This window comes from Savagea serpentis (assembly GCF_015351395.1).
Classification (GTDB): Bacteria; Bacillota; Bacilli; order Bacillales_A; family Planococcaceae; genus Savagea; species Savagea serpentis.
This window is the reverse complement of record NZ_JADKPV010000011.1, coordinates 23,004-42,472: the sequence shown is the minus strand read 5'-3', so window position 1 is coordinate 42,472 and position 19,469 is coordinate 23,004. Positions and strand designations below refer to the sequence as shown.

23 protein-coding genes and 1 rRNA gene are annotated in these 19,469 nt (G+C 38.6%); 23 read left to right on the top strand and 1 reads right to left on the bottom strand.

Going from position 1 to position 19,469, the window contains the following annotated elements:
• The first annotated feature begins 72 nt into the window (after positions 1–72).
• The 10 genes from rrf (at position 73) to rsmI (ending at position 5,882) form a co-directional block, all read left to right on the top strand.
• Positions 73–188 (top strand): 5S ribosomal RNA (gene rrf, locus IRY55_RS13180).
• Positions 189–267: 79 nt separating this feature from the next.
• Positions 268–888, top strand: coding sequence for a dTMP kinase (gene tmk / locus IRY55_RS13175; RefSeq protein WP_194563797.1), 621 nt, complete (start codon positions 268–270; stop codon positions 886–888).
• A 43-nt stretch (positions 889–931) separates the two neighbouring features.
• Positions 932–1,261: a cyclic-di-AMP receptor gene (locus IRY55_RS13170; RefSeq protein ID WP_194563796.1), complete on the top strand. Its 330-nt coding sequence runs from the start codon at positions 932–934 to the stop codon at positions 1,259–1,261.
• 15 nt (positions 1,262–1,276) lie between these two features.
• Positions 1,277–1,717, top strand: a complete 441-nt coding sequence (locus IRY55_RS13165) for a YaaR family protein (RefSeq protein ID WP_194563795.1) — start codon at positions 1,277–1,279, stop codon at positions 1,715–1,717.
• 57 nt (positions 1,718–1,774) lie between these two features.
• Positions 1,775–2,752 carry a DNA polymerase III subunit delta' gene (holB, locus tag IRY55_RS13160; RefSeq protein ID WP_194563794.1) on the top strand — a complete coding sequence of 326 codons (978 nt, stop codon included), beginning with the start codon at positions 1,775–1,777 and terminating at the stop codon, positions 2,750–2,752.
• Between the two features lie 12 nt (positions 2,753–2,764).
• Entirely contained in the window at positions 2,765–3,577 is an 813-nt protein-coding gene (locus IRY55_RS13155; RefSeq protein WP_194563793.1) for a PSP1 domain-containing protein, read from the top strand.
• Positions 3,578–3,594: 17 nt separating this feature from the next.
• Positions 3,595–3,945 carry an initiation-control protein YabA gene (locus IRY55_RS13150; RefSeq protein ID WP_194563792.1) on the top strand — a complete coding sequence of 117 codons (351 nt, stop codon included), beginning with the start codon at positions 3,595–3,597 and terminating at the stop codon, positions 3,943–3,945.
• A 72-nt stretch (positions 3,946–4,017) separates the two neighbouring features.
• Complete coding sequence (locus IRY55_RS13145) at positions 4,018–4,764, top strand: tRNA1(Val) (adenine(37)-N6)-methyltransferase (RefSeq protein WP_194563791.1); 747 nt, start codon at positions 4,018–4,020, stop codon at positions 4,762–4,764.
• The gene (locus IRY55_RS13140; RefSeq protein WP_194563790.1) at positions 4,754–5,026 is read left to right on the top strand and encodes a GIY-YIG nuclease family protein; all 273 of its coding nucleotides are present in this window, start codon (positions 4,754–4,756) and stop codon (positions 5,024–5,026) included. Before IRY55_RS13145 ends, IRY55_RS13140 begins: the two co-directional genes overlap by 11 nt.
• Positions 5,010–5,882 carry a 16S rRNA (cytidine(1402)-2'-O)-methyltransferase gene (gene rsmI / locus IRY55_RS13135; RefSeq protein ID WP_194563789.1) on the top strand — a complete coding sequence of 291 codons (873 nt, stop codon included), beginning with the start codon at positions 5,010–5,012 and terminating at the stop codon, positions 5,880–5,882. Before IRY55_RS13140 ends, rsmI begins: the two co-directional genes overlap by 17 nt.
• A gap of 46 nt (positions 5,883–5,928) precedes the next feature.
• On the opposite strand, the gene IRY55_RS13130 is transcribed toward rsmI, so the two are convergent.
• Complete coding sequence (locus IRY55_RS13130) at positions 5,929–6,204, bottom strand: AbrB/MazE/SpoVT family DNA-binding domain-containing protein (protein WP_194563788.1); 276 nt, start codon at positions 6,202–6,204, stop codon at positions 5,929–5,931.
• A 394-nt stretch (positions 6,205–6,598) separates the two neighbouring features.
• On the opposite strand from IRY55_RS13130, the gene metG reads away from it, so the two are divergent.
• From metG to pth, 13 genes are all read left to right on the top strand, one after another.
• The gene (gene metG / locus IRY55_RS13125; RefSeq protein ID WP_194563787.1) at positions 6,599–8,545 is read left to right on the top strand and encodes a methionine--tRNA ligase; all 1,947 of its coding nucleotides are present in this window, start codon (positions 6,599–6,601) and stop codon (positions 8,543–8,545) included.
• 295 nt (positions 8,546–8,840) lie between these two features.
• Positions 8,841–9,611, top strand: a complete 771-nt coding sequence (locus IRY55_RS13120; RefSeq protein WP_194563801.1) for a TatD family hydrolase — start codon at positions 8,841–8,843, stop codon at positions 9,609–9,611.
• Between the two features lie 92 nt (positions 9,612–9,703).
• Positions 9,704–10,948, top strand: coding sequence for a G5 and 3D domain-containing protein (locus IRY55_RS13115; protein ID WP_235961149.1), 1,245 nt, complete (start codon positions 9,704–9,706; stop codon positions 10,946–10,948).
• Positions 10,949–11,062: 114 nt separating this feature from the next.
• Positions 11,063–11,614: a ribonuclease M5 gene (gene rnmV, locus IRY55_RS13110; RefSeq protein ID WP_194563786.1), complete on the top strand. Its 552-nt coding sequence runs from the start codon at positions 11,063–11,065 to the stop codon at positions 11,612–11,614.
• A gap of 1 nt (position 11,615) precedes the next feature.
• The gene (gene rsmA / locus IRY55_RS13105) at positions 11,616–12,521 is read left to right on the top strand and encodes a 16S rRNA (adenine(1518)-N(6)/adenine(1519)-N(6))-dimethyltransferase RsmA (protein ID WP_194563785.1); all 906 of its coding nucleotides are present in this window, start codon (positions 11,616–11,618) and stop codon (positions 12,519–12,521) included.
• Positions 12,522–12,612: 91 nt separating this feature from the next.
• Positions 12,613–12,879 (top strand): biofilm formation stimulator Veg, encoded by a 267-nt coding sequence (gene veg / locus IRY55_RS13100; protein ID WP_194563784.1) that lies wholly within the window; start codon positions 12,613–12,615, stop codon positions 12,877–12,879.
• 284 nt (positions 12,880–13,163) lie between these two features.
• On the top strand, positions 13,164–14,045 hold the full coding sequence (gene ispE / locus IRY55_RS13095) for a 4-(cytidine 5'-diphospho)-2-C-methyl-D-erythritol kinase (protein ID WP_194563783.1): 882 nt from the start codon (positions 13,164–13,166) through the stop codon (positions 14,043–14,045).
• 67 nt (positions 14,046–14,112) lie between these two features.
• Positions 14,113–14,940, top strand: a complete 828-nt coding sequence (purR, locus tag IRY55_RS13090) for a pur operon repressor (RefSeq protein ID WP_194563782.1) — start codon at positions 14,113–14,115, stop codon at positions 14,938–14,940.
• Positions 14,940–15,311, top strand: coding sequence for a RidA family protein (locus IRY55_RS13085; protein ID WP_194563781.1), 372 nt, complete (start codon positions 14,940–14,942; stop codon positions 15,309–15,311). The genes purR and IRY55_RS13085 overlap by 1 nt, the downstream gene beginning before the upstream one ends.
• Before the next feature lie 138 nt (positions 15,312–15,449).
• Positions 15,450–16,823 (top strand): bifunctional UDP-N-acetylglucosamine diphosphorylase/glucosamine-1-phosphate N-acetyltransferase GlmU, encoded by a 1,374-nt coding sequence (gene glmU, locus IRY55_RS13080; RefSeq protein WP_194563780.1) that lies wholly within the window; start codon positions 15,450–15,452, stop codon positions 16,821–16,823.
• Between the two features lie 180 nt (positions 16,824–17,003).
• On the top strand, positions 17,004–17,963 hold the full coding sequence (locus IRY55_RS13075; RefSeq protein WP_194563779.1) for a ribose-phosphate diphosphokinase: 960 nt from the start codon (positions 17,004–17,006) through the stop codon (positions 17,961–17,963).
• Positions 17,964–18,184: 221 nt separating this feature from the next.
• Positions 18,185–18,820, top strand: coding sequence for a 50S ribosomal protein L25/general stress protein Ctc (locus IRY55_RS13070; RefSeq protein ID WP_194563778.1), 636 nt, complete (start codon positions 18,185–18,187; stop codon positions 18,818–18,820).
• Positions 18,821–18,891: 71 nt separating this feature from the next.
• Positions 18,892–19,455 carry an aminoacyl-tRNA hydrolase gene (gene pth / locus IRY55_RS13065; RefSeq protein ID WP_194563777.1) on the top strand — a complete coding sequence of 188 codons (564 nt, stop codon included), beginning with the start codon at positions 18,892–18,894 and terminating at the stop codon, positions 19,453–19,455.
• Positions 19,456–19,469: the final 14 nt, after the last annotated feature.

The window sequence follows — 19,469 nt, the reverse complement described above, 5'->3', positions numbered from 1 at the left end:
TATGTACAATCCGGTCAATCGTTGTGACCGATGTCCGTTTTATTCAGTTTTGAGTGAATGACTCAAAACAAGTCTAGTGATGATGGCAAAGAGGTCACACCTGTTCCCATACCGAACACAGTAGTTAAGCTCTTTAGCGCCGATGGTAATTGGGGGTTTCCCCCTGTGAGAGTAGGACGTTGCTAGGCAATCGAAAGCGAGTATTCTAAATAGAATACTCGCTTTTTTAAATTAAAAAATTAAATGAATGACTAAAGGAGTCTGCCTATGTTTATTACATTTGAAGGTCCTGAAGGTGCGGGTAAGACGACCATTTTAAAAATGATTGCGAAAAACCTAGAAGAAAAGCAATATGAGTATATTCAAACGAGAGAGCCAGGTGGAATCCGTATTTCAGAAGCGATTCGATCTGTTATTTTGGATAAAGCACATACTGAGATGGATGCTCGTACAGAAGCGTTGTTATACGCTGCTTCCCGTCGGCAACATTTAATTGAACGCGTCATGCCAGCTTTAGAGAATGGAACTATTGTTTTATGTGATCGCTTTATTGATAGTTCATTGGCATATCAAGGTTATGCGCGGAATATCGGTATACAAGAGGTGTGGGATTTGAATCAGTTTGCGATTCAAGATTGTATGCCTACTTTTACTCTATATTTTGATATAGCACCTGAATTAGGATTACAGCGAATTGCAGCGAATGCAAATCGTGAAGTGAATCGATTAGATCAAGAGAGTATTTCATTTCATAAAAGGGTATATGAAGGCTATGAACAAGTGCTTCAAATGTTTCCGAATCGCATTTATCGAATAGATGCTTCTAAATCTGTAGAAACAGTTTTTGAAGAATGTTGGAAAATTATAACTACTCATTTAAACGAATGAGTTCATTCATGGTATAATGAATAAACGAAAGGAGTGAGATGATATGAAGTTAGTTGTAGCAGTAGTCCAAGACCAAGATAGCAATCGTTTGTCGTCTGCTTTAACGAAAAATGATTTTCGAGCAACAAAGTTAGCGAGTACAGGTGGCTTTTTACGTTCAGGTAATACAACGTTTTTGATTGGTACAGATGAACGTCTAGTCCCTCAATTGCTGGATTTAATCCGAGATAATTGTCGTTCACGAGATCAATTGGTCGCTCCAGTCTCTCCGATGGGCGGTAACGCTGATTCCTATATTCCTTATCCTGTTGAGGTTGAGGTAGGGGGAGCGACTGTATTCGTCCTTCCTATTGAAAAATTTCATCACTTTTAAAGGTGGTTGTTTCACATGAGAGTCACGGGTGATCAGCATGTTAATTTGGAGAAATTACGCAATGATCCTTTAAAGTCACCTCAAAAAAGAGCTAATTTCGGTCAAATGGTGCAAAAACATGAACAAAAATTACACGGAGAACAAGTTACTCGTTTGTTAGGGAATATTAATGCAGCTGGGGAAAGATTAGCTCGTTCTCGAAAGTTACGAGATATGGCAAAGTTCAAAATGTTAGTTCGCCGTTTTTTACAAGAAGCTGTGGAATCAGGGCTCGAATTAGATCAGTCCCATACGTGGAATCAATTTGGAGAAGGACGTCGCTTAAACTTAGTAAAGGAAATTGATTCTAAGCTTGTGGAATTAGCTAAAACGATGTTAGATGAAGAAAAGACGTCTATTGATTTATTAGCAAAAATCGGTGAAATAAAAGGATTACTTATAAATTTATATATGTAAGCCCGTGTTTTCCTACTGCTGAGAAAACGCGGGTTTTTTTAAAGAAGAGGTGTAAAAATGGTAGAGGAAGCGATAAGTCTACAAGCTCGACCGTGGCAACAATTAGTTCAGGCAGATAAAAATAATCGATTAAGTCATGCGTATATCATGGATGGTTTACAAGGTACAGGGAAAATGCGACTTACTTTAACATTTATTCAATACTTACTATGTGAACAACGCGCGGGTGAGTTACCTTGTCAAATTTGTTCAGCTTGTCGAAGAATTGAAAATGGGAATCATCCAAATATATGGATGATTCGAAAAGAAGGACAATCTATTAAAAAGGAACAAATTGACGAATTGATTCAGCAAATGTCGAAAAAAGGGTATGAAAAAGGGCGCCGTTTTTATATGATTGAAGAAGCGCATACGATGACAGTATCAGCAGCTAATGCTTTATTGAAGTTTTTAGAGGAACCTGTCGGTGAAATCACTGCTTTTTTAATGACAGATACGTATGCGCAACTATTGCCGACGATCCAATCGCGATGCCAACGTATTCAGTTTACACGTCCGAATGAAGAACAATTGATTGGACAACTGGTAGCTGACTATCAATTGACCGATTCTTTAGCGAGCACATTGAGTCGGATCACCGCAAATGTAGATGAAGCTTTATCTTTGTCGCAAGAAGAACAATTTATGATGATGCGCAAGCTCGCTCTGCAATTAATTGAACGCATTGAACATTCAAAGGCAGAGGCTATTTTATTCATTCAAGGCGAGTGGCAAAGTGTTGTAAAAGAGAAAGAAGATTTAGAGATGATATTGAACTTGCTTCTTCATGGGTACCGTGATATTGTGACGATAAAAGTGAATATTGATCGTTCGATTTGTTATCCAGATGCACGAGAACTATTAGAAAAATTATCATATCGTTTAACATATGAACAACTATCTTCTAAAATTGACGAAATTTTGCACATGAAACAGAAAATTTCGAGCAATATGAATCGTACATTATTAGTAGAGCAGTTGATACTTCGTTTATAGGAGGGATACCGTTTGTATAAGGTTGTTGGAGTCCGCTTTAAAAAAGCTGGAAAAATTTATTACTTTGACCCAGTGGCGTTACCGTTACAAGTAGAAGATTATGTCATTGTTGAAACTGCACGTGGTGTGGAGTATGGTAAAGTAGTAAGTGATATGAAAGAGGTAGACGAAGAAGATGTCGTCCTTCCTTTAAAGAAAATTATTCGAAAAGCAACAGCAGAAGACCGAGTGCAAGTGGAAAAAAACAATCAAGAAGCGAAAGATGCTTTTCGAGTTTGTTTAGATAAAGTAGTGGAACATCAATTAGAGATGAAATTAGTCGATGTAGAATATACATTTGATCGAAATAAAATCATTTTCTATTTTACTGCAGAAGGCCGAGTGGATTTCCGAAATTTGGTGAAAGACTTAGCCGCTATTTTCAAAACTCGTATTGAGCTACGCCAAATAGGTGTGCGAGATGAAGCGAAGATGTTAGGTGGAATTGGTCCTTGTGGTCGTATGCTTTGCTGTTCGACTTATTTAGGCGATTTTGATCCCGTGTCGATTAAAATGGCAAAGGATCAAAACTTATCATTAAACCCTACTAAGATTTCAGGCTTGTGTGGAAGATTAATGTGTTGCTTGAAATATGAAAATGATACGTATGAAGAATCGAAGCGTCTCATGCCAGATATTGGCACGAAAATCCAAACAGCAGAAGGACAAGGACGCGTCATAGGTCTCAATTTATTGGAGCAAATTTTAGAAATACAATTGTTTGAGGCTGAACAAATTGTCCAATATACATGGGAAGAGTTGCAGCAAAGAGAAATGAATGCCTAATAAAAGAGGTGGCCACATTGAAAGAGAAAAATTTTCTTGACCGCGTAATGGAATTTGAGCAACATTTACAATATATGCAAGAACAATTTACTTTAATGATTCATGATGTTGCGAAGATGACAGAAGAAAATCATACGCTCCGTTTGGAAAATGAACATTTACGTGAAAGGTTAAATGTTTTAGATGAAAAGTTAGAGAGCCCTACAAAAGTAAAAGAGCGAGCGACAGCGGATGTTGGTGAAGGGGTAGACAATTTAGCCCGCATTTATAATGAAGGCTATCATGTATGTAATGTTCATTATGGCAGCAGTCGCAAAGGGGAAGATTGCTTATTTTGTTTATCTTTTTTAAGTAAGCATCATAGCTAAAAGAGGAGCTGAACCTATTCAGAGGGACAGCTCTTTCTTTTTGACAAAATTTAAGGAATGGAGTAAAACAGAATGAATATCTCATTAGAGGCGAATGAGCGTCTCGATTATTTACTAGCAGAAAATTTAAGAATCATTCAAAGTTCAGAAGTATTTTCGTTTTCATTAGATGCAGTCTTATTAGCACAATTCGCTTCGATTCCTTATCGTAAAACGGGGAAAATCATTGATTTATGCACAGGAAACGGGGTCATCCCTCTTTTATTAAGTGCTCGTTCTCAAGCTCACATATGGGGAATTGAATTGCAACCTCGTTTAGCTAGCATGGCGAAACGCAGTGTTGCTTACAATCATTTGGATGAACAATTAACGATTATTGAAGGCAATGTGATCGGCATTGAAGAGATAATCGGTACGGAATTGTATGATACTGTTACATGCAATCCTCCGTATTTTATCCATCATCCGCATAGTGAAAAAAATATAAGTGAACATTATGCAATTGCTCGTCATGAAATTGAATTAAATTTAGAACAAGCCATTCAAGCAGCAAGTCGTCTTTTAAAACAAGGAGGTAAAGCTGTTTTTGTTCATCGACCAGGTCGTTTAGCTGACTTTATGGAATGGATGCCAAAGTATCGACTAGAACCGAAACGAATTCGCTTTGTACATCCGAAAGAAGGAAAAGAAGCGAATATTTTATTGATTGAGGCCATTAAAGACGGAAAGAGGGATTTGAAAATTGAACCGCCTTTAACCGTCTATACAGAAGAGGGCGAATATCGACAAGAAGTGAGAGAATGGCTTTATGGAAAATGAACATTGCTTCTATGTATTACGTTGTGCTGATCGAACTTACTATACCGGATATACAAATCATTTAACGAAACGTGTTCAAGCACATAATGAAGGAAAAGGTGCGAAATATACGAGGGGAAGGCGCCCTGTACAATGCATTTATTCCGAACGCTTTAAGACAAAAACGGAAGCGATGCGTGCAGAATACGCATTTAAACAAAAAACACGCAAACAGAAAGAACAATATATAAAGGAGGCACTCGAACATGCAAATACAAAATAGTTTTGAAAAAGAAGAAGGAATTCTTTATCTCGTTCCTACGCCAATTGGAAATTTAGAAGATATGACATTTCGAGCGGTCCGTATTTTAAAAGAAGTGAATTGGATTGCAGCAGAAGATACGCGTAATACGATGAAATTATGCTATCATTTTGAAATTGACACACCTATGATGAGCACGCATGAACATAATGAGATGGAAAGTCGTCAGCATATTGTTGAAAAATTGCGGATGGGAGAAAATATCGCGCTCGTCAGCGATGCGGGAACGCCATGTATTTCAGATCCAGGTCAGTATGTTGTTCAAGCCGTCATAGAAGCTGGCTTGCCTGTCGTCCCATTGCCAGGGGCGAATGCGGCAGTGACGGCACTGATTGCGTCAGGACTTACGCCACAACCTTTTTTATTTTATGGCTTTTTAAGTCGCAAGAAAAAAGAACGGGAACAACAGCTCCGAGATGTATTGAATCGTTCAGAGTCAGTCATCTTATACGAGTCACCGCACCATTTAAAACAAACATTAGCCGATTTGAAAAAATGGATGCATAAAGAACGTCGCATCGTTTTAGCTCGGGAGCTGACAAAACGTTATGAACAGTGGATTCGAGGAACGGTTGATGAGGTTGTAGAATGGGCGGAAGAAGGAGAAGTTCGTGGGGAGTTTTGTTTAATCTTAGAAGGAATTAGTGAAGATGATGAAGCAGTGTTACAAGCAGAATGGTGGGAATCGTTATCGGTTGTGGAGCATGTCGATGAAATGATTCAACGTGAAAATTTAAAGCCGAAAGACGCCATTCGCCAAGTGGCGATTATGCGCAATGTGAGTCGAAGAGAAGTATATAATGCGTATCACCAATAAAAAAAGAGTGCGTCTCTCCACAATGAGACCGACACTCCTCTATTGATTATTTTAATTTACTTTCGATTTCCTCGATGAGTTGACGTGCACCCTCGCGGCTTACAATTAAGTTACCATCGATTAATTGTAAGTTATCATCTGAAACTTCGCCCGTAATAGAACAAGTCATATTCGGCATATATTTCTTTAAGATGATTTTGTCTTCATCCACATAAATTTCGAGCGCGTCTTTCTGAGCGATTCCTAATGTGCGACGAAGTTCGATTGGAATAACGACTCTTCCAAGTTCATCGACTTTTCTAACGATACCTGTTGATTTCATGACAAGAGATTCCTCCTATATAATGTTTGATTTGTACAATTGTTTTTGCAAATGCACAATCTTGTCTAGATGTTTAGAAGAAGCTATAAGTAGTTTTCTAAAACATACTTATATATAATAACTGTATTTGTGTAAAAAGTAAAAGATTTGAAATGATTATTTTTAAAGTTTTTTAAAATTAATCAATTAGACACATTGACAGAAAAGTGTGTAAATTCAGTCGAATAGCACAAAAAATTCTGGAACAGTTGTCTAATTCACTATACAGTGAATAACGGTTAAGCTCAAGTGTAAAAGTAGGAAATGTTAGGAGAACTAGAAGTTTAATGAAATGTGACATTCATAAATGTGGTAAAATGAATGAAGTAACTTTTTGAATGGAGGATTTTTATACATGACGACAAAAAACACGTTTTATGTGACGACACCTATTTATTTCCCTAGTGGAAAATTTCATATTGGCACGGCTTATACGACAATCGCTGCAGACGCAATCGCTCGCTACAAGCGTCTTCGTGGTTACGATGTTCACTTTTTAACAGGAATGGATGAACACGGTCAAAAGATTCAAGAGAAAGCTGCAGAAGAAGGATTAACACCTCAGGTACATGTAGATAAATTAGCGCAAATTGCAAAAGATTTATGGGCAAAGATGGATATTACGTACGACGATTTCATTCGTACGACTGAAGATCGTCATGAAAAAATGGTCGAACAAATTTTCCAGAAGTTTGTGGATAATGGTGATATTTACAAAGATGAATATGAAGGATGGAAATGTATTCCATGTGAATCATATTTTAAAGAGTCTGACTTAGTAGACGGAAAATGTCCAGACTGTAATCGTGATGTTCAAAAAGTAAAAGAAGAATCATATTTTTTCCGTATGAGTAAATATGCAGATCGTTTACTCGAATATTTCAATGAACATCCTGAATTCATTGAGCCTGAATCACGCAAAAATGAAATGATTAATAACTTCATTAAACCCGGACTAGAAGATTTATCCGTTTCACGTATGTCGTTCGATTGGGGCGTGAAGGTACCGGGAGATCCGAAACATGTCATTTACGTGTGGGTGGATGCCTTAACAAACTATATTACGGCGCTTGGCTACGGTACAGACAATGATGAACTCTTTAAAAAATATTGGCCAGCGGATGTCCAAGTTGTCGGAAAAGATATCGTTCGTTTCCATACGATTTATTGGCCGATTTTCTTAATGGCTCTCGATTTGCCACTTCCGAAAAAAGTATTTGCGCACGGATTCATTATGATGAAAGATGGTAAAATGTCAAAATCGAAAGGAAATGTCGTTTATCCAGACATGCTCGTCGATCGTTATGGCTTAGATGCGACACGTTACTTTTTACTACGTGAATTACCATTCGGACAAGACGGTGTATTTTCACCTGAAACATTTGTAGAGCGCACGAATGCGGATTTATCAAACGACTTAGGAAACTTATTAAATCGTACGATATCGATGATTAATAAATATTTCGATGGCGTCATTCCGACAGAGGACTTAGAAGCTACCGAGTTCGATGCATTGCTCCAACAAAAAATAAATGAAACGATTGCGAAATATGAAGCGCAAATGGAAGAAATGCAATATCATCAAGTGTTAATGACAACATGGTCACTTATTTCACGTACAAATAAGTATATCGATGAGACAGCTCCTTGGGTACTTGCGAAAGATGAAGCTGAAAAGAATAAACTTGCATCAGTGATGTTCCATTTAGCCCATTCATTGCGCAATATTGCGACACTTATTCAGCCGATTTTAACACGTGCTCCATTTGCGATGATCGAACAACTCGGTTTATCGAAAGAAGCACTCGAATGGGAAGCACTCGGAGATAAATCAGCCATTCCAACGGGGACGACAGTTATTAAAAAAGGTGTTCCGATCTTCCCGCGTTTAGAAGTTGAGGAAGAAGTTCAATATATTAAAGAACAGATGGCCATTACAGCACCGAATGAAATGAAAGAAGAAGAGGAAGAATCATCGAATGAAATTACAATTGATGATTTCAATAAAGTAGAATTACGTGTAGCAGAAGTACTTGAATGTGAGCGTGTCCCAAAAGCGGACAAACTATTGAAATTCCAATTGGACTTAGGTACAGAAAAGCGTCAAGTATTGTCAGGTATTGCGCAACATTACGAACCAGAACAATTAGTAGGACGTAAGTTAGTGATTGTTTCTAATTTAAAACGAGTAAAACTTCGTGGAGAATGGTCAGAAGGAATGATTTTAACGACAGAAACAGAAGGAAAACTCTCCATTGTTGAAATTGGAGAAATTGTTCCAAACGGTACTATTTTAAAGTAAAATGTACAAATCATGACAAGTAGCTCATAAAAAGCTACTTGTCATTTTCTTTTTTGAAATGTGGTAAAAGGAAATACTGAAAATGAAATATTTGTAATACAAATTGAACTTTTTAAAAATGGACGAATATTGTTGGTATAAAAGCGATTGAAGAAAGTGTGAAGTCATTTATGTTGAAGTCCCCTATCGGTTTATGTCAAAGTAATAAATGTTTGTAATATGATTGTAATGTTTTTGTGATGAATGAAATATAATCGTTGTTTAAAATATTAAGTGTTGTGAGGAGAATCGAATGATGTTAATAGATACGCATGTCCATTTAAATGCAGAACAATATAAGGATGACGTGGAAGAAGTAATCAAGAGAGCTAGAGAAGCAGGAGTGAAGAAGATGATCGTCGTCGGGTTCGATACGGAGACGATTGAACGAGCGATGGAATTAGTCGAGCGTCATGAATTCTTATACGCTGTCATCGGTTGGCATCCTGTCGATGCGATTGATTGTACTGAAGCAGACCTCGCTTGGATTGAATCTTTAACGAAGCATCCTAAGGTCGTGGGAATCGGAGAGACTGGACTCGACTATTATTGGGACAAATCTCCGAAAGAATTACAAATTGAATTATTTCGTAAACAAATTCGTTTAGCGAAAAAATTAGATTTACCGATTATTATTCACAATCGAGATGCCACAGCAGACGTTGTTAGAATTTTACAAGAAGAAGAAGCACATACAGTAGGCGGCATTATGCATTGCTTTAGTGGAAGTGTTGAAGTCGCGCGTCAATGTATCGAAATGAACTTTATGATTTCGTTAGGCGGACCAGTCACGTTCAAAAATGCGAAGATGCCAAAAAAAGTCGCAACTGAAATCGAGCTAGAACATTTGCTCGTCGAAACAGATGCCCCTTACTTAACACCGCATCCTCATCGCGGAAAACGGAATGAACCTTTCTATGTAACGCTCGTTGCAGAAGAAATTGCGAAGTTAAAAGAGATCACTTACGAAGAAGTTGCAGAACAAACAACTGCCAACGCTTTGAAGTTATTTCGCATCGCTGATTAAAATGTTATTTCAAAAAAATGTAAGCATTTCGAGTTGACAATCAAAATGAGAGTCGATATAATCAGCCGAGTAATGAAGGAGGAATTTTTTTCATGTCAAATCAGGCCATTAAGGGCGGACATAATCAAGGAAACAAAAAGTCGACAATGATTTTTGGAACAGTAATTGCGATTTTATTTGTAGCGATTATGGCGCTCGTTTTGATCGAAGGTACGAAAAAGACAATTGCTTTGACGGTGGAAGGCGAAGAGATGGAAGTTCGCACACATGCTAAAACAGTTGAACAGTTGTTAGAAGAACAAAATATAGAAGTAGCCGCACACGATATTGTGGAACCAGCTTTAGATACACCATTGAAAACAGGACTTGCTGTTGAATGGATTGAAGCAGAAGAAGTTGTGTTAACAGTGGATGAGGAAGAACAGACATTTGTTACAACGAAACGTACAGTTGGAGAAGTGCTTGAAGAAGCAGGAATTGAAGTGACAGAGCACGACATCGTTTACCCTGCATTAGAAGAAGAAATACAACCGAGAATTGCAGTAACAAAAGCAATTGAAGTAGAGGTTGTTGATGGTGGCGAGTCTAAAAAAGTATGGACGACACCAACATCCGTTGAATTATTCCTAGCGAATCAACAAATCGCATTAGGTGAGCATGATGAACTTGCGGGAGTGACATTGGAAGATCGCTTATCGAAAGACGCTTCAAAAGTAGAAGTCGTACGTATCGAAAAAGTGAAAGAACAAGTGGAAGCACCGACAGAGTTTACGGTAGAAGAGAAAAAAGATGCTAACTTAGAACAAGGAAAAACGAAAGTATTACAAGAAGGACAAAAAGGAAAAATGCTCCGCACTTACGAAGTCGTTATGCGCAATGGTGAAGAAGTTGAACGTAACGTCGTAGAAGAAGAAGTTGTGGATGCACCTAAAAATAAAATTGTAGCAGTTGGTTCGAAACAAATTGCTCAAGCAAAACCTGTGAATAAAACAGTTGTTTCTCGCGGTAACTCGAATGCATCTGCACCAGCGTCAGCACCTGCAGGCGGTAAAGAGTTTTATGTGGAAGCTACGGCTTACACACCATACTGTACAGGATGTTCAGGAATTTCAGCAGCAGGTATTAACTTGCGTGCGAATCCTAACTTACGTTTAATCGCAGTCGATCCACGCGTCATCCCGATGGGTTCGAAAGTTTGGGTTGAAGGCTATGGTTATGCAGTTGCAGGAGATACAGGTGGTGCGATTAAAGGTAATCGTATCGATGTTTTAATGCAGACAAAATCTCAAGCATATAGCTGGGGACGTAAAAAAGTTAAAATTAAAGTGATGAATTAATAATTATTTCGTTGACTACGCTAGTGGGAGAGAAATCTCTCACTAGCGTTTTCTATTTGATGAACGCTTCAAATATGTTTAAACTAGAGAAATGATTGTAAGGAGTGACGAACGATGCAAATTAAAGAATGGATTGTAGTGGAGGGGAAGTGTGATACTGCTGCAATTAAACGGGCAATAGGAGCGAAAACAATTGAAACGAACGGTTCAGCATTAGACGAAGCGACGCTACGCTTGATTGAAAAAGCCCATGCGCAAGACGGTGTTATTGTATTTACAGATCCTGATTATCCAGGACGACGAATTCGTGCTTTAATAGAAGAAAGAATTCCGACAGTGAAGCATGCTTTCCTTAAGAAGCGAGATGCGACTCCCGAACGTAAAGGGAGTGTTGGAATTGAACATGCTTCGAATGAAGCGATTCAAGAAGCGTTGAGCGCAGTTTATTCCTTGCAAGAGCGAGGAGCAGCAGAAACGGTCTCGCGTGAGTACCTCGTACGCAGAGGCTTCATAGGAGCCTCGCAATCGAAACAATTAAGACATCGTTTAGGAGAGGCACTTCAAATAGGAGAAACGAACGGAAAAACATTATTGAAACGCTTAAATCTATTTCAAATTACAGAAGAAGAAATTGAAGAGTGGTTCAAGACGATAGAGGAGAAATAATATGACGAAAGATATCGCAACATTATCGAGAACAAAAGAAATTATTGAGAAATACGGTTTTAAATTCAAGAAAAGCTTAGGACAAAACTTTTTAGTTGATTTAAATACGTTAAATAATATCGTTGCAGAAGGGCAATTGACAGAACGAACAGGTGTGATTGAAGTTGGACCAGGTATCGGAGCATTGACAGAACAAATTGCGAAACGTGCGGGGAAAGTTGTCGCTTTTGAAATTGACCAACGGCTCATTCCAGTATTAGAAGATACACTATCTCCTTATCCAAATGTTCAAGTCATTCATGAAGACGTATTGAAAGCGAATTTGCATGCGGTGATTGAAAAAGAATTTCATGATTGTGATGAAATTGTTGTCGTTGCAAACTTACCGTACTATGTAACGACGCCAATCATCATGCACTTTTTAGAAAGTGGGGTACGTTTAGACCGCATCGTCATTATGATGCAAAAGGAAGTAGGCGATCGAATTAGTGCAAAACCGAGCACGAAAGCATACGGTTCGCTATCTGTCGCCGTTCAGTACTATATGGATGCGCATACGGCGATGATCGTTCCGAAAACCGTTTTCGTTCCACAACCGAATGTTGAATCGGCTGTCATTGTGTTAGAAAGAAAAGAACAACAAGAAGTTATCGTACGTGATGAATCATTTTTCTTCTTTGTTGTACGGGGTTCTTTTGTGCAAAGACGAAAAACATTATTAAATAATTTACAAGTTTCTTTAGAAGACGGCAAAGCGAAAAAAGAATTGATTTTGCAAGCGTGTGAACGAGCGAATATAGACCCAAGACGCCGAGGGGAAACGTTAACGATTGAAGAATTTGCGCGACTTTCCAATGAATTGTATGACGATTTTTTTACATTTGACAAAAATATAAAAAAAGATTGACACGATAACTTTAAACTGTTAAAATATTTCGTTTCATTGACAAAAAGTGTGAAAAATGTTACAATTGTCTGTAAGTGAGGTGTGAGCATATATGCCGAAAACATTAGCAGATATTAAAAAATCATTGGATGCCCACTTAGGGAAACGTTTGCATTTAAAAGCAAATGGCGGTCGCAAAAAGACAATTGAACGTAGCGGTACATTGAGTGAAACGTACCGAGCAGTTTTTGTCGTCGAACTAGATCAAGATGAAAATGCTTTTGAACGCGTATCATATAGCTATGCGGATATTTTAACAGAAGCGGTTGAAATCACGATTCTAGAAGATGATGATCAAGAGGCTTTTTTAGTGAAATAAAGCATCTGATTTTTTAAGGTGCGATATCGGCTCCCACTTTTCAAACTTACAAAGTTTTGGCAGATAAGTGGGAGAGGATAGCGGGTATACATGCATCGATGCTGAACATGGAAGTTAAAATGTAACGAAGCGCCTATAATTAGGAAGCGATTCGTTGAATCATAGTGTAAGTTGATACACCGCCTCTTTGTTTCTTTTATAAGGAAATGAAGAGACGGTGTTTTTGTTTTGGAAAAATAGAATTACCTAAACTGTTCTATGGTAAAATATAAAAATAGAAGGAGATGAATTTTCGGACGGAGGTTTTACTATTGCTTTATGAAAAGGCACCAGCGAAGATAAATTTAACATTAGATGTTCTCGGTAAACGTGAGGATGGATATCATGAAGTAGACATGGTGATGACGACGATTGATTTAGCCGACCGTTTGACGTTTGAGTTACTACAAGAAGATGTGATTCAAATTCAAACGTACGATCGTTTTATTCCAAATGATCAACGAAATCTTGCGTATCAAGCAGCACAACTATTAAAAGAAACATATCATGTAGAACAGGGCGTGCGTATGACGATTCAAAAGCGAATTCCTGTAGCTGCAGGACTTGCTGGGGGCAGCACAGATGCTGCTGCGGCTTTAAGGGGCCTAAATCGTTTATGGCAACTTAATTTAAGTGTAGATGAATTAGCACAACACGGAGCACAAATTGGTTCAGACGTACCGTTTTGTGTATATGGTGGAACAGCGAGGGCGACAGGGCGTGGTGAACAGATTGAACATCTGGCTGCAATGCCACATAGTTGGATTGTTCTTGTGAAGCCAGCTATTTCTGTATCGACTGCTGCTATTTACGGCAAAGTAGATTATTCTATTTTAGGGCAACATTCCACTGAACAGATGGTTGAGGCTTTAAATCAGGGAGATTATTCTACTATTTGTCAAGCGATGCAAAATGCATTAGAACCTGTGACATTTCGACAATATCCCGAAGTTGCTCGCTTGAAAGAGAAGATGCAAAAAATGGGGGCAGATGCTGTTTTAATGAGCGGTAGTGGTCCGACTGTATTTGCAATTGCAAAAAATGAAGAGCGCGCTAAGCGAATCTATAATGGTTTGCGTGGCTTTTGTACGGAAGTATACTGTGTGCGTATGGGAAGTGAACGTTAACGGTTGATTCAAAGCGTACGATTATGATAATGTACGATTAAAACATTCGGGTTTAGGAGATGGTCTTTTGAAGTGGAAAAGAAGTGAAAGGCTTGTAGATATTACCCGTTATTTATTGGAAAATCCCCATAAATTAATTCCTCTCACTTTATTTGCGAATCGTTACAATGCGGCAAAGTCATCCATCAGTGAAGACTTATCGATTGTAAAAGAAACATTTGAAGCGATAGGAACGGGTAGTTTAATGACATTGAGTGGGGCTTCAGGTGGTGTGAGATTTATCCCGCAAGTGCCCGAAGAAGAAGTTGAATCATTAATCGATCAATTGTTGGAGCAACTTGGTCATACAGATCGATTGTTGCCAGGTGGTTATTTATTTTTAAATGATATTATCGGCCAACCGCGATTAATCGATCGAATTGGTAAAGTGATTGCTTCTGCATTCATGAATGAAAAAGTAGACGTCATCATGACAATTGCGACGAAAGGCATCCCAATTGCACATGCGATTGCACGCTATTTGAATGTACCTGTCGTCGTTGTACGCCGCGACAATAAAGTGACTGAAGGATCAACAGTAAGCATTAATTACGTATCTGGATCGACTCGTCGCATTCAAACGATGGCATTGTCTAAGCGTAGTATGAAGAGTGGTCAGCGTGTTCTATTAACAGATGACTTCATGAAAGCAGGCGGCACGATGGTTGGTATGAAAAATCTAATTGAAGAATTTGATTGTGAACTAGCAGGAATTGCAGTCCTTGTTGAATCAGAAGGAAGCGAACAAATTTTAATGGATGACTATTTATCACTTGTAAAATTGCAAAGCGTTGATGAAATAGATCGTACGATTACATTACAAAGAGGTAATTTTAAATTGAAGGAGGAATTATAATGAAGGTAGTACACACAAATGAAGCACCTGCAGCAATTGGACCATATTCTCAAGCGATGGAAGTGAATGGCTATGTTTTCACATCAGGACAAATCGCATTAACACCAGAAGGCGAATTTATCGGTGGAGATATTCACCAACAAACCCATCAAGTATTTGCGAATTTAAAAGCAGTTCTTGAAGCGGCAGGGACATCGCTAGATAAAGTAGTGAAAGCAACAGTATTCATGAGTGACATGGATGAATTTGTAGCAATGAATGAAGTGTATGGAGAGCATTTTGGAGAACATAAGCCAGCGCGTTCAGCTGTACAAGTTGCCCGTCTTCCAAAAGATGCAAAAGTTGAAATTGAAGTGATTGCACAAAAGTAAAACCCGCCACCTGCAAGTAGCGGGTTTTTGGCGAGCAATCAAGCAGTTGGAGTGGAATAAAATGGCAAGCGGAAGTTGAAAAAAAGCATCTTTTCCGCTATAGTCAATATTGAAATTACGGATGGAGGCTCGAATAAAATGCCGAATACATATGCGGTCATTCTTGCAGCTGGACAAGGGACGAGAATGAAATCGAAATTGTACAAAGTATTGCACCCAGTATGTGGAAAGCCGATGGTTGAACATGTTGTAGATCATGTGACATCAATTGGTGTAAGTAAAGTTGTTTCAATTGTAGGGTTCGGAGCAGAAAAAGTCGAACAAACATTAGGCGCGAAAAGTGAATATGTTTTACAAGAAGAGCAATTAGGGACAGCTCATGCAGTCATGCAAGCTGAGAAAGCTTTAGGTGGCTTAGAAGGTACAACACTTGTAATTTGTGGAGATACACCACTCATTCGTCCTGAAACGATGCAAGCGCTCGTCGATCAACATGAGCGCGAAGGAGCAAAAGCAACTATTTTAACTGCAATTGCTGAAAATCCAACGGGATATGGACGAATTGTACGTGGAGAAGACGGGCTCGTACTGCGCAATGTGGAGCATAAAGATGCAAATGAAGAAGAGCTCATGATTCAAGAAATTAATACGGGAACGTATTGCTTTGATAACCGAGCTTTATTCGAAGCATTGAAGCAGGTTGGTAATGACAATGCACAAGGAGAGTATTATTTACCAGATGTCATCCGCATTTTAAAAGAACAAGGAGAAATTGTATCTGCCTATGTGACGCCAGATTTTACCGAGACTTTAGGTGTCAATGACCGCGTAGCTCTAGCTGAAGCGGAACGTCTCATGCGTCAGCGTATCGCAGAGAAACATATGCGTAACGGCGTAACAATTTTAAGTCCGGAACAGACAATCATTAGTAGTGAGGCAGTGATCGGACAAGATACGGTGCTTTATCCAGGCACGATTATTGAAGGCTCAACAGTAATCGGTATGGAGAGTCAAATTGGTCCTAATACACATATTGTGGATAGTATCATTGGAGAAACATCGACAGTACATTCTTCAGTTATTTTGCAAAGTGTCATTGGAAAAGGCACAGCCGTTGGACCATTTGCACATATTCGTCCAGAATCTGAAGTGGGAGATGAAGTGAAAATTGGCAACTTTGTCGAAGTGAAAAAATCAACAATTGGCAACCAGTCAAAACTTTCTCACTTAAGTTATATTGGAGATGCTTCTATAGGAAGTAATGTCAATGTTGGTTGCGGCTCGATCACAGTGAATTATGACGGAAAAAACAAATATAAAACGACGATTGGTGATCATGTATTTATCGGATGTAATTCGAATTTAGTGGCACCTGTCGAGATTGAAGACGGTGCATTTATTGCAGCTGGAACAACTGTGACAAAAAATGTACCAAAACGTTCACTTGCAATTGGGCGCGCTCGGCAGGAAAATAAAGAAGGTTATGTTGATAAACTCAACTTAAACAATTAAATTTACTCTACTCAGATGCGAATCATTTAGTATACTAGAGATGAACACTTTCCAATTTGTTCACAATCAAAATCGTAGGAACGGCGAGGCTTGCCTAACATTCATTGATAGTCGTTAGGAATATTTCATATCTGACGCAGACTTGAAATTCGTTTCAAAACAAAACCTAGGGGGACCATGATGGCTAACCATTATCCTAACAAAAAGTTAAAAGTATTCACATTAAATTCGAACCAAACACTTGCACAAGAAGTTGCAGACCATATCGGATGCGAACTCGGTAAATGTACTGTAAAAACATTCAGTGACGGTGAAGTTCAAATTAACATTGAAGAAAGCGTTCGTGGGTGCGATGTTTTTATCGTACAATCAACATCTAATCCAGTAAATGATAATTTAATGGAATTATTAATTATGGTAGATGCATTAATGCGTGCTTCAGCGCGAAAAATTAACGTTGTTATGCCATATTACGGCTATGCACGTCAAGACCGCAAAGCGCGTCCACGTGAACCAATTACTGCGAAACTCGTAGCGAACTTGTTAGAAACAGCAGGAGCTCATCGTGTAATCGCGATTGACTTACATGCGTCACAAATTCAAGGGTTCTTCGATATTCCAATCGATCACCTCGTAGCAGAGCCGTTACTTTCTGAATACTTTATGGGCGAAGGATTAAAGGGAGAAGATCTCGTAATCGTATCACCAGACCATGGAGGCGTAACGCGTGCACGTAAAATGGCGGATCGCATGAAAGCACCGATTGCAATTATTGATAAACGTCGCCCGAAACCTAATGTGGCAGAAGTAATGAATATTGTAGGAGAAGTAAAAGGAAAGACAGCTATTTTAATTGATGATATTATCGATACAGCAGGAACAATTACAATCGCAGCTGATGCTTTAATCGAAAGTGGAGCAAAAGCGGTCTATGCATGTTGTACTCACCCTGTACTTTCAGGTCCAGCAATTGAACGTATTAATAAGTCACAAATTAAAGAGCTTGTCATTACAAACTCTATCGAATTACCAGAAGAGAAAAAATCAGAGAAAATCACGCAATTGTCTATTGCAGAGTTATTAAGCAATGCAATTATTCGTGTATTTGAAGATAAGTCAGTAAGTAAATTATTCGACTAAATTGAGCATTGGCGGTGTATGTAGTATTTACCTCGCCGACAATCGATGAAATGTCGAGTATGAAAAGCCAAAAACTTGAACAAGTGTGATATAATGTTCCTGTATCATGTGCTTTTTCTATATTGTTAGTAAGAAGTGCACATTTTTGCTAAGGTTCATTGCAAAATGATAAAAGCAAATCAAATAAATATTGAATTTCAAGACAGAAAGGTGTTAAGCAAATGACTATTACAATCGAAGCACAAAAACGCGAAGGTAAAGCAAAATCAGCATTAACAGAACTCCGTGCTACAGGATATGTTCCAGCAGTTCTTTATGGATATAAAGCAGAAAACGTATCACTCGCCGTAAAAGAGCGTGACGTTTTAAAAGCGGTTAACGAAGTAGGACGTAACGGAGTTATCCATATTACAGTTGACGGCGAAACATATAACGTCGTTATGCACGACTATGAACAAGAAGTTTTACGTGATAACTTAGTTCACATCGACTTCTTATCAATCAACATGACTGAGGAACTCGAAGTTGACGTAATTGTTAACCCAACAGGTACTTCTGTAGGTGAAAAAGATGGCGGTATCGTAGAACAACCAGTTCGCGAAATCACGATTAAAGTAAAACCAACAGATATTCCAGAATCATTCGATATCGACGTATCAGCACTCGAAATTGGAGATTCATTAACAGTAGCAGACGTACGTAAAGATGCACCATTCGAAATCTTAAACGACGACGAAGAAGCATTAATTGTTATTTCTGCTCCACGTTCTGAAGCGGATCTTGAAGCGCTTGATGAAGCAACAGAAGATGCAAGTGCAGAACCAGAAGTAATCGGCGAAAAAGCTGACGAAGAATAATAACGTAATATCGTAAGCAGGGGCGTCTATGTAGACGTCCCTTCTTGTACGTCTAAAAGGAGTCGTCTATAATGAAAATAATTGTAGGACTTGGAAATCCAGGTACACGTTATGAGAAGACGCGACATAATATCGGGTTTCGAGTGATTGATGAATTATCAAGTCGGTGGAACGTTTCCTTAAATCAATCGAAGTTTAAAGGGCTTTACACGACGTATCATCACTCGAGCGGCAAAGTGATTCTCGTACAACCATTAACTTTTATGAATTTATCAGGAGAGTGTGTTCGTCCTTTAGCGGACTATTTCAATGTTCCATTAGAGAATATTACAGTGCTATATGATGACTTAGATTTACCATTAGGTCGTTTGCGTTTGCGTCAACGGGGCAGCGCAGGAGGGCATAATGGTATTAAATCATTAATTCAACATTTCGGAAGTGAGAAGTTCAATCGCGTCAGAATTGGAATTGATCGACCAACAAATGGAATGAATATTGCGGACTATGTGCTAGCACCTTTTTCGAAAGAGGAAGAACGAATAGTAGAAGAGATCATTCAACTAAGTGCTGATGCTTGTGAAGCATGGCTCGACATGCCTTTTTTAGAAGTGATGAATGAATTTAATCAAAAGTAAGAACAGCTTTGGTT